At 57.0% G+C, this 15,667-nt stretch carries 12 protein-coding genes and 1 other RNA gene; 6 read left to right on the plus strand and 7 right to left on the minus strand.

The window, feature by feature from the left end; genetic code table 11:
- Positions 1-81 precede the first annotated feature (81 nt).
- Positions 82-885: a PD-(D/E)XK nuclease family protein gene (locus AMR42_RS05925; RefSeq protein WP_099532540.1), complete on the plus strand. Its 804-nt coding sequence runs from the start codon at positions 82-84 to the stop codon at positions 883-885.
- On the opposite strand, the gene AMR42_RS05930 is transcribed toward AMR42_RS05925, so the two are convergent.
- Positions 882-2,147, minus strand: a complete 1,266-nt coding sequence (locus AMR42_RS05930; RefSeq protein ID WP_368670722.1) for a ferrochelatase — start codon at positions 2,145-2,147, stop codon at positions 882-884. The genes AMR42_RS05925 and AMR42_RS05930 overlap by 4 nt on opposite strands.
- Before the next feature lie 398 nt (positions 2,148-2,545).
- Here AMR42_RS05930 and AMR42_RS05940 point away from each other — a divergent pair, with 398 nt between their 5' ends.
- Positions 2,546-3,085, plus strand: coding sequence for a hypothetical protein (locus AMR42_RS05940; RefSeq protein ID WP_099532542.1), 540 nt, complete (start codon positions 2,546-2,548; stop codon positions 3,083-3,085).
- Between the two features lie 50 nt (positions 3,086-3,135).
- On the opposite strand, the gene AMR42_RS05945 is transcribed toward AMR42_RS05940, so the two are convergent.
- The gene (locus tag AMR42_RS05945; RefSeq protein ID WP_158234378.1) at positions 3,136-4,170 is read right to left on the minus strand and encodes a CHAD domain-containing protein; all 1,035 of its coding nucleotides are present in this window, start codon (positions 4,168-4,170) and stop codon (positions 3,136-3,138) included.
- On the minus strand, positions 4,071-4,883 hold the full coding sequence (locus AMR42_RS05950; protein ID WP_199858100.1) for a TIGR00297 family protein: 813 nt from the start codon (positions 4,881-4,883) through the stop codon (positions 4,071-4,073). The genes AMR42_RS05945 and AMR42_RS05950 overlap by 100 nt, the downstream gene beginning before the upstream one ends.
- A 214-nt stretch (positions 4,884-5,097) precedes the next feature.
- Between AMR42_RS05950 and AMR42_RS05955 the strand changes: the two genes are divergently transcribed.
- The 3 genes from AMR42_RS05955 (at position 5,098) to AMR42_RS05970 (ending at position 8,435) form a co-directional block, all read left to right on the plus strand.
- Positions 5,098-5,520, plus strand: a complete 423-nt coding sequence (locus AMR42_RS05955; RefSeq protein WP_234406681.1) for a VOC family protein — start codon at positions 5,098-5,100, stop codon at positions 5,518-5,520.
- A gap of 212 nt (positions 5,521-5,732) precedes the next feature.
- Complete coding sequence (gene ftsH / locus AMR42_RS05960) at positions 5,733-7,853, plus strand: ATP-dependent zinc metalloprotease FtsH (RefSeq protein ID WP_277924579.1); 2,121 nt, start codon at positions 5,733-5,735, stop codon at positions 7,851-7,853.
- A 195-nt stretch (positions 7,854-8,048) separates the two neighbouring features.
- Positions 8,049-8,435 (plus strand): hypothetical protein, encoded by a 387-nt coding sequence (locus tag AMR42_RS05970; RefSeq protein WP_099532546.1) that lies wholly within the window; start codon positions 8,049-8,051, stop codon positions 8,433-8,435.
- Positions 8,436-8,514: 79 nt separating this feature from the next.
- Here AMR42_RS05970 and AMR42_RS05975 read toward each other — a convergent pair whose 3' ends face one another.
- The 3 genes from AMR42_RS05975 to AMR42_RS05985 all read right to left on the minus strand — a co-directional run bounded on the left by AMR42_RS05975 (position 8,515) and on the right by AMR42_RS05985 (position 11,495).
- On the minus strand, positions 8,515-9,030 hold the full coding sequence (locus AMR42_RS05975) for a hypothetical protein (RefSeq protein WP_099532547.1): 516 nt from the start codon (positions 9,028-9,030) through the stop codon (positions 8,515-8,517).
- A 497-nt stretch (positions 9,031-9,527) separates the two neighbouring features.
- Positions 9,528-9,624: signal recognition particle sRNA small type (ffs, locus tag AMR42_RS05980), an RNA gene on the minus strand.
- Positions 9,625-9,707: 83 nt separating this feature from the next.
- Positions 9,708-11,495 carry a peptide ABC transporter substrate-binding protein gene (locus AMR42_RS05985; RefSeq protein WP_099532548.1) on the minus strand — a complete coding sequence of 596 codons (1,788 nt, stop codon included), beginning with the start codon at positions 11,493-11,495 and terminating at the stop codon, positions 9,708-9,710.
- A 550-nt stretch (positions 11,496-12,045) separates the two neighbouring features.
- On the opposite strand from AMR42_RS05985, the gene AMR42_RS05990 reads away from it, so the two are divergent.
- Positions 12,046-14,064 carry a GAF domain-containing protein gene (locus AMR42_RS05990; RefSeq protein WP_199858101.1) on the plus strand — a complete coding sequence of 673 codons (2,019 nt, stop codon included), beginning with the start codon at positions 12,046-12,048 and terminating at the stop codon, positions 14,062-14,064.
- 67 nt (positions 14,065-14,131) lie between these two features.
- On the opposite strand, the gene AMR42_RS05995 is transcribed toward AMR42_RS05990, so the two are convergent.
- The gene (locus AMR42_RS05995; protein WP_099532582.1) at positions 14,132-15,517 is read right to left on the minus strand and encodes an aminopeptidase P family protein; all 1,386 of its coding nucleotides are present in this window, start codon (positions 15,515-15,517) and stop codon (positions 14,132-14,134) included.
- Between the last annotated feature and the right edge of the window lie 150 nt (positions 15,518-15,667).

Below are 15,667 nucleotides of genomic sequence, written 5' to 3' on the forward strand. Positions count from 1 at the left end.
AGTCTATAGATTCTGCGGTAGATCCTGTGATAGATCCTGCGGTCAAAAATTCCCAGTTTTTCTGAAGCCCTCTGAAGCCAAATGTCCTATCGACTCTCACCGGCCAAATTAACCACCTACCAAACCTGTCCCGCTCGATATCAATTTCGCTATGAATATAAAATTCCGACGGCGGGTTTTGGAGGCGCGGCCCTGGGGCGATCGCTCCATGGAGCACTCACGCGAATTTACCGCGATTGGGACTATAGCTATCCCCAAAAACCAGGACTCAGTTGGATTGATGCTTGCTGGACTCAGGAAACCGCTGGCCTCACGGAGCGCCAAATTGCTGAGGGCTACGATATTTTGGTGCGCTATTTCCATCACTGGATTGAACCGAGCGATCGCTTCCTCAAACCCCTGGCCACGGAAGCAAAAATTCAAGGTCGATTACAAATCAATGATTTAGAATTTGCCCTCACGGGTCGGCTCGATCGCCTCGATTGGTTTGATTTAGATTCCCTTGAGCTAATTGAGTACAAAACCTCGCGGCAATTTGTGGAGCCAGATTTCGATCAGCTCACAATGCAAGTGGGCCTCTACGCGATCGCCATTAATCAACAATGGGAACGAGAGTTGAAATACATCAACATCATTTTTTTGCGGCCCGGAGAATCGGTGCGAATTCCCGTCACCGAAGAACGGCTAATTGCAGCCCAGGCGGTGATTGCAGACTTGGCCCAGCGATTACGAACCGATCGCGCCTGGGAACCCAATCCCGGAACCCATTGCGATCAGTGTCATTACAAACAATATTGCCCAGCCCAAACCACCAGCCCCGAGCCAATTCCAACACCGAATCATCCCGCTTCAATTCTGCAACTGTCGCTGAATTTGAAACCTTAATGATGGGAATGTTGATGATGAGCGTGATCATGGGAATGGCCATGATGATGGCTATGGTTGCCACCATGATCATGACTGTGATTGTCTCCATGATCATGACCGTGATCATGACTGTGATCATGGCTATGGCTTTGGTGGTGATGATGCTCGGAATCGAGGCTGGAGCGATCGAACCCAGCGAAATGAATCACAGCGCTGGTTTCTGCCAATAACTCCGTAATTAGAGGATCAACCCAATCCGCTGCCATGGTCAAAAACTCAGGGTGATCATTCACGCAGGGTAATTGTTGATAAACCACCTCAGGATATTGACGCTGGAGCGCTAGGAAAATATGGTCCACATCCAGCAATGTTTCATGGTTTTCGGTGGCAAACCCGATCGGGGCCATCAAAATTGCCTTGGCTCCCAGTTCAATTAAATTGCGAGCAGCCAATTGAGCATTGGGCTGTGTCCAATCGATCATGGGCGTATCGTGATTGAGCCAGCCGATCGAAATCAGGGGATAGCGAGTGATCAGCTCCCGACGCACCGATTCATACAGGGCTTGGCTTTCGGCAATTCCTGACACAAATCCCTTGGCTTCATGGGGACAACCATGATTCAGCAGCACAATCCCAATTTGCGATGGCAAAAAGTGCGATCGCCAGTCCCGATCAATTTTTTCGCTCACCAACTTTGCCAGCAGTTGAATATAGCTAGCCTGGTCATAAAACGATGGGAGATAGCGCATCGATCGCACCCAATGGGTGTCGCCATCGGTTAACTGACTCAAGGCCCGGTTCACCTGCTCAATGGCAATCCCACTGGTGAAAATAGAGTCCACCACCAGTAAGGGATAAATCAGTAACTTGCTAAATCCCCGATCGCGAATTTCTGCCAAAACTTGCTCGGGCAAATGGGGACGACAAAAGTTAAATGCCTTAAACACTGAGACTCGATCGCCCCAACGTTGTTGGAGTGCTTGCTCAATACCCGATCGTTGGCGCTCAAAAATTGCATTGTGGGGAGAAATAAATTGACCATGTTGGTGACTCCACTCATGCAAATCAAAGGCCGCCAATAATTTCGCCAGGGGTGGATAAACCCACTGGGGAACCGGTGCAAACTTGGCAGTCAACAGGTTCAAAGCCTGTTCGTTGTAATTGGCAAAATCCGCATAGGATTCCACTTCGCCATAGCCCATCAGCAAAACGGCTACCCGATCGTCGCCGGGCCCGATTTCGACTTCTGATGGGTCGATCGCGCTGATTTGGGTTGCCATCAGGGGGGATTGACCTTCAGCCTTTTGGGAAGACGCAGCCACAACAAATGCCTCGTGGGGGGATTCATTTCTATTATGAAAGCGGAATCAGATTTCAGTTGGTCAATCGGAACCAGTTGAGGGGAATTCTTGAGAAGAAGACAAGTTTCTTTGGAGATCTTGAACAGATTTCTTGTCTTTTTGTAATGCTTGATCATTAAACGCAAACATTAATGGGAAATGGGATAACAATCTCCATGAAAAATTCAAATAAGTATGCAAATGCTTGGAGCGCTGGCAATTGTTGCAATGGAATCGGCCAAGCCCCTGATTTTCAACTCCATGGCCCTCAAAATGACGCTCCACTGACTTGCGAGGCTCAAGCGTCCAGACCTCAGCCCCAACGCACCCAGGCCGCCATGCCGATTTGTTGCATTTGTCCCGGCTTTGCGGATCGATCGGCGACGGAACAGTTTTTAGCAGCCACCTGGAAATCCGCCTGGCCCCAGCCCTTGGTGATTTGGGAGGCCACCTATCAGGGCGATCGGGTGCTGGAGGCGCTGCGGGCGATCGATCCCCAACGGGCGATCGGGCTAATTGGCTTCAGTGCGGGCGTGGTGGCAGCCTTGGGAGCCGCCCAGGCTTGGCAGCGGCGCGGTGGGCGAGTGCGGGCGGTGTTTGCCTGGGATGGTTGGGGGGTGGCGCTGCCGGGGGGACTGCCAATTTATCGGTTCAGCCACGATCAATGGACGCACCGCAGTTCCGCTTGGTTGGGGCCCGGGCGGGCGCAGTTTTGGGCTGATCCCCCCTTGGCCCATCAGGCTTTTTGGCGATCGCCCGATCGCGCCTGGGGGTGGTGGTCTGTGCCCGATCGGGCCCCCAGCCGCACGACGGCCGCCACCATGCTGCAAACCTATCTCCAAGGTTGGTATGGTCTGGGCGAGGATGGCACAGCTTAAGGGATTAATGTCCTTTAAGGCTTGAAACGACTAAGACAGTCAGCCAATGGTTAGGAGTTGAGGCGCGGACGATTGACCACGTCTCGGATCCGCTCCCGTTGATTGGGGCGATCGAACTGCTTCTGGAGCTGCAGCCAGTTTTCCCAGGCTCGATCGCGCTGTTGTTCCAGCAAGCCAGCCCAAACGGGCGCATCAGTGGCCCACTGAATCCCGATCGTTTTCACCAAAAAGTTTTCCAGCACAGCGATATCTTGCAAATCGCCCAACACGGTTTGGATATCGCCAATGGTGTCGAGCAATTGCTCGTAGTCACTGCCATAGAAATCGGTAAAAAGGGCCATTTGGTAGCGCACCCGCTTGGCTACCTTGCGCAGGTCATGGATCACCGCCCACTCCAACAGCGAAAGATCCGTGACCGATCGCCCTTCGGTTTGCACCAACCAGCCGGGATGCATTAACCAGTGGGACAAAATGGGCAACAGCAGGTCGGGAACCACCACCACGGCGGGCCAATCGGCGGCGGGTCGCAAGCGCGGTTGGGCAATCCAACGCCCCAGCGCTGTGTTGATGGCGGGCCATTCGCGTTTTTGCAGGGTTTTGCTGACGCGACCGAAGGCTTTTTGGCGTTGGCCGGCCAGCTCTTCGCGAACCGTTTGCAAAAGGGGCTGTTCTTCTGGGGGCAGGTTTTGCAGGTAGCGATCGCGCAAGGCTTCGTCCATTACGTCCAAATCGCGCAGTTCTCCCAAAATTCTGGCCACTTGTCCCACGGCCCGCTCGCTGGCTCGTTTGGGCAGGTCAATGGCCACGGCAAAACCCACAATGGCCGATCGCAGCCGTCGCAGGGCCACGCGCATTTGGTGTAGCTCTTCGGGATCCTGGTCTTTGAGGACGGCGGCTTCGTGGCGACCGGCCTTGGCCCAATGCTTTTCGATCGCGGCTTGGGCCGTGGCCCCAAGGCTGCGGGAGTTGGGGTTGGCGGGCGAGTTTAGGGGCTGATCGGGCTGATCGCCGGCCACCCGATCGCGATCGCCAGCAGGGCCGCCAGCAGGGTTTGCAGACCGTTCACGACTTCGTTTGTTAACCACGGTTGCTGCTCCTGCCAAGTCGCGCCCACAATACTTTCCACTGTTGTAGCCAGGAATGCGGCGATCGCGCATCCCAAAATTCCGAAGGGAGAAATTAAGCCCACACCCCAGGCCACAAGGGCTTGGGCGATCGAGGCGGCAAAACCGGCCAGGGTTCCTTCCAAGCTGACGGCTCCTTCGGTTCCCGGCGGCACGGGCTGAAAGGAAATCACCGAAAAGGTGCGCCGGCCATAAGCTTTGCCAATTTCGCTGGCGCAGGTGTCGGAGAGTTTGGCGCTGAAGCTGGCGGCATAGGCCAAACTGAGAAGGGGGATCCAGGTTTGGGCGATCGCCTGGTCAGCGGCTAAGGACAACAGCCCGATCGCCCCGGCACAGAGGGCCCCGCCCAGGGCCGATCCCCAAACGTTTTCCGGGCCCCTTGCGCCCGATCGTTTCTCGGCAATGCCAGCAGCTTCCTTGCGGGCCAAACCCACCCGAGTGACGGCCGACCCCGCCAAAAAGTAGAACCCCACCACGGCATAGCCCGGCCAGCCCATGCAACCCCACACCAACACACCCAAAATCCAAGCATGGACAATGCCGGCCGGCGTGAGCAGTTTTTTGGGGGCGATCGCCACTAGGGTGAGCAGCAGTGTGTTCAGCACCGCGGCCGTGAGCCAAGGGTGTTGGGTCGCTTGCTGGGTAATGGGCGTTGCGATCGCGCTGAAATCCACGGCAGCCTTTTCCTTCAGACTTCTTCTGCCATGCTATCAGGTGGATGGTGGCTCCCTCTGACTTTGGCAATTTCTCTAAACCGTTCTCATCATGATCACTTCAACAGCGATAACTTCAGCAACCGGGGCTTCAGCAACCGGGGCTGTAGCTACTCCCGCAAATCTGGAAGTAACTCCCACGGGTCAACCCTTCGGTTCCGAAAATTCCCGGGCGATCGCCCTGTTTCACTTAGCCTTTCCGGTGGCCGACCTGGCCCAAACCAAAGCCTTTTATATTGACGGGCTGGGTTGCACCGCTGGACGCGAGGGGCCCAACTCGCTGATTTTGAATTGCTATGGCAACCAAATTGTGGCCCACGTGAGTCCTGGGGCCTGCCAACCGCAAAAGGGAATCTATCCGCGCCATTTTGGGTTGGTGTTTGCGGCCTTGGCCGACTGGCAAGCCTTAATCGATCGAGCCGAGGCCAAACAACTCACCTTTGAACAGCCCCCGCGCCGTCGGTTTCCTGGGGAGCAACTGGAGCATTACACGGCATTTTTAGCCGATCCGTTCCACAATTTGCTGGAATTTAAGCACTATGTCCATCCTGAGGCGATTTTTGGGGCCGTTGATGACCAACGGGTGGGCGATCGCTAAAAGCCTGGGGATTGCGAACGCTTGCCCCGATCGAACACTTGCGCCGATCAAAAGCTTGCCCCGATCGAAGATTGCCCCGATCCGCCGATCAAACGCCGATCAGACACCGATCAAACACTGACCCAGAGATCGAACCGGGCTGTGCAAACCGCCAAGGGCCTAGACGGAGCAAGCTAGACTAGAAACAGTCCACACCGCCAGCAGCTTTCAGCATGATGCGCTTTTTTGGAATGGGATCTCCCTCGGAATCATCGCACCACACCGCCAACCGATCGCAGGCCGATCGAACCGGTGGGGGGCATCCCGGTTCATGGATCCTACCCACCCGATCGCGCCATCGTCGGCGACGGGCGATCGCCTCGGCCCTGCTGCTGTTTAACCTGTTGACGGTGACCGCGCCCGCCTTAGCCCAAGGTCAACTGGCCCAAGGCCAACATAACGATCGCTCTTCTTCGGAAGCGACTTCCACGGCTGGCCAATCCGGCAGCTCATCCGCCAGCCAACCTGCCAACCAGCGCCGCGGCCGCACCCTCACCTACGGCGATCTGATGGAAAAGTTGGAGGCGGGTCAGGTCAAGCGGATTGATCTGTTTCCCGCAGAACAACTGGCCCGGGTCTTTTTGGATCAAAATGGTCGCGCCAGCTCGCCCTACGAAGTGACCCTGTTTGAGCGCAACCCGGAATTGATCGAAATTGCCCGGGCGAAGGGGGTGGAACTTTCGGTGCAAGAGTCGGTCGATCGCACCGCAGCCCTCAGTCTCATTGCCAATTTGCTGTTTGTGGGGTTGGTGATTGCCCTACTGGTGAACATTGTGCGCCGCACGGCCAACGCTTCGGGCCAGGCCATGAACTTTGGCAAATCCCGCGCCAAGTTTCAGATGGAGGCCAAAACCGGCGTGACCTTTGATGACGTGGCCGGGGTGGAGGAAGCCAAGGAGGAGCTACAGGAAGTGGTGACTTTCCTGAAGCAGCCGGAACGCTTTACGGCCGTGGGGGCCAAGATTCCGCGCGGGGTGTTGTTGGTGGGGCCGCCGGGAACGGGCAAAACCCTTTTGGCCAAGGCGATCGCCGGGGAAGCGGGCGTGCCCTTTTTCAGCATGTCCGGTTCGGAATTTGTGGAAATGTTCGTAGGGGTGGGTGCGTCTCGGGTGCGGGACTTGTTCCGCAAGGCAAAGGAGAGCGCCCCTTGCATTGTATTTATTGATGAAATTGATGCGGTGGGTCGCCAACGAGGCGCGGGCATTGGCGGCGGCAACGATGAACGGGAACAGACCCTCAACCAACTGCTGACCGAGATGGATGGGTTTGAGGGCAACTCGGGGGTGATTATTATTGCCGCCACGAACCGCCCCGATGTGCTGGACTCGGCCCTGATGCGACCGGGCCGGTTCGATCGCCAAATTACCGTTGATTTGCCCAGTTACACGGGACGGCTGGCGATTTTGCAAGTCCATGCCCGCACCAAAAAGGTTGAAGAAGGGGTTTCGATCGAGGCGATCGCCCGGCGCACTCCCGGTTTTGCGGGGGCCGATTTGGCGAATTTGCTCAACGAGGCGGCGATTTTGACGGCCCGGCGACGGAAGCCGGCCATCAGCCTGGAAGAAATTGACGACGCGATCGACCGGATCACCATTGGCCTGAAGTTGGCTCCCCTGTTGGATAGCAAGAAAAAACGCTTGATTGCCTATCACGAGGTGGGCCACGCCCTGTTGATGACGCTGCTGAAGCATTCTGACCCGTTGAATAAGGTAACGATCGTTCCCCGATCGGGCGGCATTGGTGGGTTTGCCCAACAGGTTTTCAATGAAGAAATGGTGGATAGCGGTCTCTATACCCGTGCTTGGATTCTCGATCGAATTGTGATGACCCTGGGGGGACGGGCGGCCGAGCAGGAAGTGTTTGGCGATTCCGAAATCACCGTCGGAGCCAGCAACGATCTGAAGGTGGTCAGCACCTTGGCCCGCGAAATGGTCACGCGCTATGGCATGTCTGATCTGGGTACGTTGGCCCTGGAAAGCCAATCGGGCGAGGTGTTTTTGGGACGAGGTTGGATGTCGCAGCCGGAATATTCCGAAGAGGTGGCCGCCAAAATCGATCGCGCCGTGCGGGAAATTGCCGTCAACTGCTACGAAAAGGCCTGTCAGATCCTCCGTGAGCATCGAGAACTGGTCGATCGATTGGTTGATCAACTGCTCGACGAAGAAATGATCGAAGGGGATGAATTCCGCAAAATTGTTCGTTCCTACGTCCCAATTCCCGACAAGGATTACCCGGAGGATCGACAAATGCGTCAAGCCAGCAATGTCGGCAACCCGGCTGCGGCCAGGGTTTAGGGCCGCGATCGCCCGATCTCTCTGGATCGATCGCCCTGAATTGATCTGGATTGCTTTGGGTCGATCGCGTTGGCTTGATTGCTCTAAATCGGTTAATCAAAATCGATTGCTTTGGGTCGATCGCGTTGGGTTGATCTCAATTAATCGTCCCGACTTGCTTAGTTTGCTTGGCCTGAATGGATTGATTGAAATCCAATGAGATCGATTGAGATCGCTGCCCAAGCCGATCGCCTCCCATTGCCTCCCAATTCCCCGTTGTCTGGAACCATGACGATCGAACAGCCCGCCCCGTCCTCGCAAACGTCCGTGCAAATTGGCCCCTACCAAGCCATCACCCAGCCGGGAGGGTTTCAACTGCAATCTTTTTCCACCGATCAGGTCTATCGGTTTGCCGGAGCGGGAATGCCCACCAGCAGCATCAGTGAACCGATGGTGGATTTAGTGACCAGCTACATTGCCGAATGGGAACATCTGGTGTCGCCCAACGAGCGATCGGGAGCCATGTCATTTCGGGAAGTGTGGCAAGAGGCCGCAGACTACTTTGAGGCGATCGAGGGCATCGCAGAAGGGCGGCGCGGCTAAAGGCTCACCATTTGAAGCGATCGAGGGCATCGCAGAAGGGCGGCGCGGCTAAAGGCTCACCATTTGTTGAGGGAAACACTCAATGGGTTTCCCCTGAGCGCCGCCGATCAGGGGGCGCAGGCGGTGGCGGAGGAGCGGTGTTTTGCTCCAGTCCCAACAGAATTTCCGCCCATAGCGCGTTTGAGTCTGCCAGATCGGGTGTTTCGGCCGCTGGTTCCATCCCTTGATCCAAGGGGCGATCGGGGTTGCTTGCCTCACCCTGTACCGCCTTGGAATTTTCAGAGCTTGCAGAATTCTCGGAATTTTCGGGATCTTCAGGATTTACGGGAGCCTGGGGGTCTTCGTCCTGTGGGTACTGGCTGCCCATATAGCGCTCAATGTCCTCGATCGCTGCTTCCAAGTCCTCCAGGGTAATTTCCTGGTTGGCGGGAGGTGCGGTTTCGGTTGCGGCCTGGGGGCTGGGGGCTGCTTCGGGTTCCACCGTGTCAAGGGCGGCCGCATCTTCAGGATCGGTCAGATTTTCCCGTAGGCGTTCGAGGGCCTCTAAGAAGGCCTGTTGGGCCGCCTGCCTGGCCCCATGATGCCGCTCCATCATTGTTAATTACGCTCCTAGTGGCTGTGCGATCGCGAATCCCCGCGCCCTGACCCTGGTGATTGAACTGGGCTGCCGCTGAGACGTTCCCGATCGATCGGCTGCCAAAACCAGTACCTCAGCCTTCGCTAGGACTGTCTCGGTTTCAGTTCAACAGGCTGAATACTTCAATCCTATGCAATTCAGGTCTGTGGTTGTTGGATTCATCAACAACTCAGGAAATTCGCCCGTTGATTTATGTATCCCGCGATGTGTCCCGTGATGTGTCCCGCGACTTATCCCGCAATGCGTCCCGCGACTTATCCCGCAATGCGTCCCGAGATCTATCCCGAGATATATCCGGCGATCCATTCCGAGATCGATCGGGGTACTTTACAAGATTGAATACGAACAAAAAATAAGTAGAAGCAATTAGCAAAAGCAATTAGCAAAAGCAATCAGCAAAAGCAATCAGCAAAAGCAATCAGCAAAAGCAATCAGCAAAAGCAATCAACAAAAAAAGAGACCCGGAGACCGCGCCTATCTCAAGCATCCCTTAGTGCTGCTGCCTTCCGGCTCTGACACGGTTCGGGCGTTGGGATTGCGCGGGTCCAGGTCGCAATAACCATACCATGAAGGGCCCCCGTTAACGCAAGGGCGAGAAACTCGGCGGTTTCTGAACCCAATTGATGGATGGAGGGTTAGGGGCGCTTCCAGGTGGCGATGTTCCAGGTGTCGCTGTCCCAAGGGGTGAGATCCACGCCCTGCAATCGATCGCTGACGGCTCCCACTTTGGCCCGGGCAATGAGGGGAATCAGGGCCACATCCTGAATCAGTTGGTCATTGAGGGCAATCATAGCCGCCTGCCGTTTGATCGGATCCAATTCCTGGTCGGCTTTGGCCCAAGCTTGGTCATAGGCTGAGTTGCAATAGCGGGTGTAGTTATTGCGGTTCCAGTCGTTGGCTTTGCTGGCAATTTCGGCGCAAGTCCACCATTTCAGGTGTGCGCTGGGATCCGGGGAGGTGTTGCCGGTGGTGTAGAGCTGCAAATCGGCTTGGAAGCGGTTTACGGTGTCGGCGTTGGCCGGGTCGCCGGAGAAGAAGGCTCCGGCATCCACGGATTTCAGTTCCACGCCAATCCCGATCGACTCCCAAGCTTGCTTCACAATCTCCTGGGTTTTCTGGCGCAGGGGATTCACCGAAGTGACAAACAGCACCCGCATTTCCACGCCGTTTTTGTCGCGAATTTGGTTGCCGTTGGTGTCTTTCCAACCCGCTTGATCCAACAGTTGGGCTGCTTTTTGCAGGTTGAATTCCACTTGGTTGTTGGGTGAGGCAAACTGCTGGGGAGCGATGATCAGATTGGCTGTGGGATTGCCGGTGGGGCCATAGAGCTGCTGGGCGATGGTGGCGCGATCGACCGCGAGGGCAAAGGCCTGGCGCACGGTTTTATCTGTGAAGAAGGGGTGGGGAAACTGCACGCTCGATCGCTCCCCGTCGGCAGTGGCCCGGTTTGGGTCAGTGAAGTTAAAGTGAATCCGCTCCGATTGGGCCCCGGTCACGGCCAGCAGTTTGCCCTTGCCGCCGCTTTCCAGTTGTCTCAAAATCGGCGCTTCCACCTGCGGATTGTAGGCATAGTCGGCATCGCCGGTTTGCAGCACGGCCCGGGCGGCCGAGGTGGCATCGCCGCCGCCTTTGATTTCCACCTGCTCGAAGGCGAGGCTGGCCCGATCGCGGTAGTTGGGGTTCGGTTTGTAGACGATCGAATCACCTGGCTTAAAGGACTCCACTTGATAGGGGCCCGTCCCGATCGGCTTCAGGTTGGCCGGTGCTTCCTTGGCCCTGGCTCCCAAATAGTCCTGAAAAATGTGTTTGGGCAAAATCATGCCGTTGTAGCCAGTGAAGGGCTGAGACCAACTGGCCGTGGGCGCTGTGAATTCAATCCGCACCGTTTGCGGATCGATCGCCCGCACCGACTTCACCATGGCGTAGTCCGTGAGGGTGGCCGCGCCGGTTTTAGGATCGCTCAAAAACTCATAGGTGAAGACCACATCCTCAGCGGTGAAGGGTTTGCCATCGGCCCACTTCACGCCGGATTTCAGTTTCCAAGTGACCGATCGCCCGTCCTTGGCCACACCACCGTTGGCCAGGGTGGGTTCTTCTGCCGCCAAAAACAAAACCAATTTGCCCGTTTTGTCGTAGCTGGCGAGGGGTTCATAGACCACGCGCGCCCCGTCAAAATCCTTATTTCCTGTGGCCAGGTGGGGATTCAAAATGGTGGGGGCTTGCCAATAGAGCAACTTCAGGGTTTTATCCGCCGGGCCGCTGGCGCTGGGACGGTTGGCGGAGTTGGTGGATGCGCCGCCGCCACAGCCCCCCACCAGCAAGCTGGCCACCAGCCCGATCGCCCCCAACGACTGACGCAACTGGGGCGATCGAGCCGGAGCGATCGCCCTTGTCCATTTCCGAGGCCAAAACAGGTTAGGCATGAATCGCCACCAGACACCACAACATCAATCGAAAACCACAATAACAGCCAACAATAATCCGTCTGCCTTGGTCTGTCTCGTGCGATCGATCAACGTTCCCGCAACATTCCCACCACGCTCTCACAATGCTCCCGCAACGCCCCACAATTCTCCTGTAATGCTCCCATCGCTCCCATCGCTCCGTGGCTGGTAGCCGCCGCCGACCCAATCATTTCCTGAAATCACTTCTAGAATGAGATTAGGGAAATAAAATTCAGCAAAAATCAATCCTAATCAACAGCATTTGAATCGGGTGAATCGCGAAATTTTTTAACCAAGCTCTTGATCACCATGGACTGACCCGGAACAATGAAGGATTCGGGATCCACCAGGGATCGACCTTGAACGCTGTTTGTCGTTGCAGGGTGCGGCGGAAAACACCATGAATGCCCAGTCATCCGAGAGGGTGTCTGAAGATTCAACGGCGCTGTTGAATGGTTCTGAATGTTTGGCCGGATGGCAAACCACAAACCAATCAGAGGACGAGTCAGATCCTGAAGCTTGGAGGCTTATGGAAAATCAAGCGAGTCCAGGGTTATTGCCGGTGACCCTGGAGTTGTATGAACGGGCGATGGCTTCGGCCAGTTGTGGCATTGCGATCGCCGATATGAGCCGGCCCGATCGCCCCCTGATCTATTGCAACGAAGCCTTCGAGACCATGACAGGCTACCGCCGGGAAGAGGTGCTGGGGCGTAACTGTCGGTTTATGCAGGGGCCTGACACGGATCCGGTGGCGGTGGAGCAACTCAGCCAGGCCATTCGCCGGGGCGAGGCCTGTGAGGTGGTGTTGCTCAATTACCGTAAGGATGGCCGGCCCTTTTGGAATCGCCTTTCGATCGGCCCCGTGCATGATGCGGCGGGCCATTTGACCCACTACATCGGCGTGCAAACGGATGTGACCGAAGCGGTGGAAGCCCGCAAGCGCCAAAATCGGCAATTGCAAGAGGAACAACTCCTGAGCGGCGTGACCCAACGCATTCGCCAAGACCTGGACTTGACGGCGGTGTTGAGCACGGCGGTGAATGAGGTGCGCCAACTGCTGCAGACCGATCGGGTGGTGGTCTATCGCTTTAACCCCGACTGGAGCGGCATTGTGGTGGCCGAATCCGTGGGCGAGGGTTGGGATGTGTCGCTGGACGTGACGATCGAGGACACCTGTTTTCAGGTCAGCCGCGCCCAGGATTACCAACAGGGACGCATTAGCGCCATCAGCGACATTGAAACGGCTCCCCTGAGCGAGTGCCATCGCAATTTGCTGCGTCGGTTCCAAGTGCGGGCTAATTTGGTGTTGCCCATCTCTGACCATGGCCGGCTCTGGGGTCTGTTAATCGCTCACCACTGCCACAGTCCGCGCCAGTGGCATCCGAACGAAATTCATTTGTTGGAGCGGTTGTCCCATCAGTTGGCCGTGGCCGTGTTGCAGGCGGAACTGTATGAACAGGCCCAAGCGGAAATTCGGCGGCGACAGGCAGCGGAGGACAAGCTCGCGGATAAGGCGGCTCAGTTGGAGGCGGCATTGCAGGCCCTGAAGTGGCAGCAGGCCCAGTTGGTGCAGGCGGAACGGTTGGCAGGGCTGGAACAGTTGGTGGCGGGGGTGGCCCATGAGGTGAACAATCCGGTGGCCTTCATTGCGGGCAATTTGGCCCACGCGGGGCACTATATCCAGGATTTGTTGAATTTGGTGAATGTCTACCAAGCGGAGTGGGCGCGATCGGGGATGGCTCCTGCGGCCGAGGTGGAAGCGTTGGTGGAAGAGGTGGATCCTGCTTACATTGCTGAGGATTGGCCACGAATGTTGCAATCGATGCGATCGGGCGTGGAGCGAATCCAAAAGATTGTTCGATCGCTGCGGGCTTTCTCGCGGTTGGATGAGGCGATTGTCAAGAGCATTAACCTCAACGAGAGTTTGGATAGTGCCTTGGTGTTGTTTCAAGGGCGGCTGAATGCTTTGCGCAGCGGTGATCAACTCCACTCAATTCAGCTCATTCATGAGTGGGGAGCACTGCCGGCCATCACTTGCTATCCGGGCCCGCTGAATCAGGCGTTGGCGGCGCTGATTGAAAATGCGATCGATGCTTTGACGGTGGCGATCGAGTCGCCCTCATGGTTAGCCAAGGAGGAACGCCCCACCATTTGGCTGGTCACGGCCCTGGATCCGGCCAGCGGGCGGGCGGTGATTCGGATTCGAGACAATGCCCTCGGCATTCCGGAAGCGGTGCACGATCGCATTTTGGATCCTTTCTTTAGTACGAAGCCGATCGGGCAGGGGACGGGGTTGGGCCTGTCGATCGCCTACCAAACCATTGTGGAGCAGCATGGGGGGCGGCTTTGGTTTGAGTCGGAACCCAATCAGGGCACGACCTTTGTGGTGGAGTTGCCCCCTGCGCCGCCTGCGTTGGAGGAGGCAGAATCGGCGGCGGATTTGCCCGATCGATTTCTGATTCGGGGCAATTTGGGCGATCGACCCATACCGCCCATGCTGCCCAATGGTGGCGGGCGATCGATGCCGTCTCTGTTGCTGTCTAGCTAGGGGCTGGCTCCTGGACTGACGGGCGTTTCAGTCCAGGAGCCAGACTTGAGGCTGACTTTTGAACCCGCTAAGCACCAGTGATCAGCGCGCAAATTTGGTCGGGATCCGTGGGCAAATCGGCCGTGAGCACCTCCGGCCCCGTCGCCGTGACCAACACGTCATCCTCAATCCGAATACCGCGCACATCGGCAAATTGGGCCAACCGTTCCCAATCAACACAGTCGTCATAGCGATCGCGCCGAGCGGGGTCTTGCAGCAGGCCCGGCACTTGATAAAAACCGGGTTCGATCGTCACCACCATGCCCACCTCCAAGGGGCGATCGAGCCGCAGGAAACACCAGCCAAACCGCTCACTGCGTTGGCGATCGGGTGCATAACCCGCGCGATCGCCCAGATCCTCCATGTCATGCACATCCAGCCCCAACAGGTGACCCACACCATGGGGAAAAAACAGCGTATGGGCATTCCGATCGACCAACTGCGCCGGTTGTCCTCGCAAAATGCCCAAGTCCACCAGGCCTTCCACCAACACCCAAGCCGCCTTGTGGTGGATGTCGCGGTATTCCACCCCCGGCCGCACCGCCGCCACCGCCGCATCATGGGCCGCCAGCACCACCTCATAAATTGCCCGCTGCGTGGCGGAAAACTGCCCCGATACGGGCCAGGTGCGGGTAATGTCGGAAGCCCAGCCGCTGGCCACCTCAGCCCCCGCATCCACCAACAACAAATCTCCCGGCGTGAGGGGGTGGTGGTAGCGCTCATTGTGGAGCACTTCTCCCCGGGTAGTGACAATGCTGTTGTAGGCGGGGCAAGCCTCCTGGGCGATCAAAGTGGCTTCGATCGCCGCCCGCACGGCCGCTTCCGTGGGGGCTTGGCGAGTGGCCGCGAGGCCGGCCCGGTGGGCAGCCACCGCGATCGCCGCCGATCGCCGCAACTCCCCTAGGGCCACCGGATCCTGAGTCGATCGCACCGCCACGATCGCATCCACCAGGGCCCCATCGGGGCCGTTCGCCTGGGCCGGTTGGGGGAGCGATCGCCCCAGCAATGTTTCCTGATCGGCCCGAGCCGCAGGCGACTGCACCGCAATGGTGGCTACCTCCGCCACCCGATCACCCAAATAGCTCGCCAGCTCCGCCAGGGGATAGGCATCCTCCACCCCCATTTGGGCCGCCAATTCCGCCCGCGAGGGTTCCGGCCCGTGCCACAACGCATCATCAACCGTGGGCTGATCCCAAAACAGAATGGAGCGCCCGTCCAGGATCAGCAGCACGGCCCGCTCAAGGGACAGACCCGCAAAATATAGAAAATGACTACTGGCCCGAAAAGGATAGCGATTGGCGGGAAAATTTCGCGCCGCCCCTTGCCCAGACCACAGGGCCACCGGAAACGACACCTGATTGCTTAACCGGCGACGGCGATCGCGCAACCCATCAACAAAACTGTAATCACTCATGTTCTGATCTCTGTTGCTGATCTCTGTTTCTGATTTTTGCTCGCTGATCGGCATTGAATTTCAGGCTATGGGGCCTAGGTTATTAATTTCGGATTATTGGTTCCAGGTTATTGGTTCTAGGCTATTAGCTCTAGGTTATTAATTTCAGGC

This window comes from Limnothrix sp. PR1529, assembly GCF_002742025.1.
Classification (GTDB): Bacteria; Cyanobacteriota; Cyanobacteriia; order CACIAM-69d; family CACIAM-69d; genus CACIAM-69d.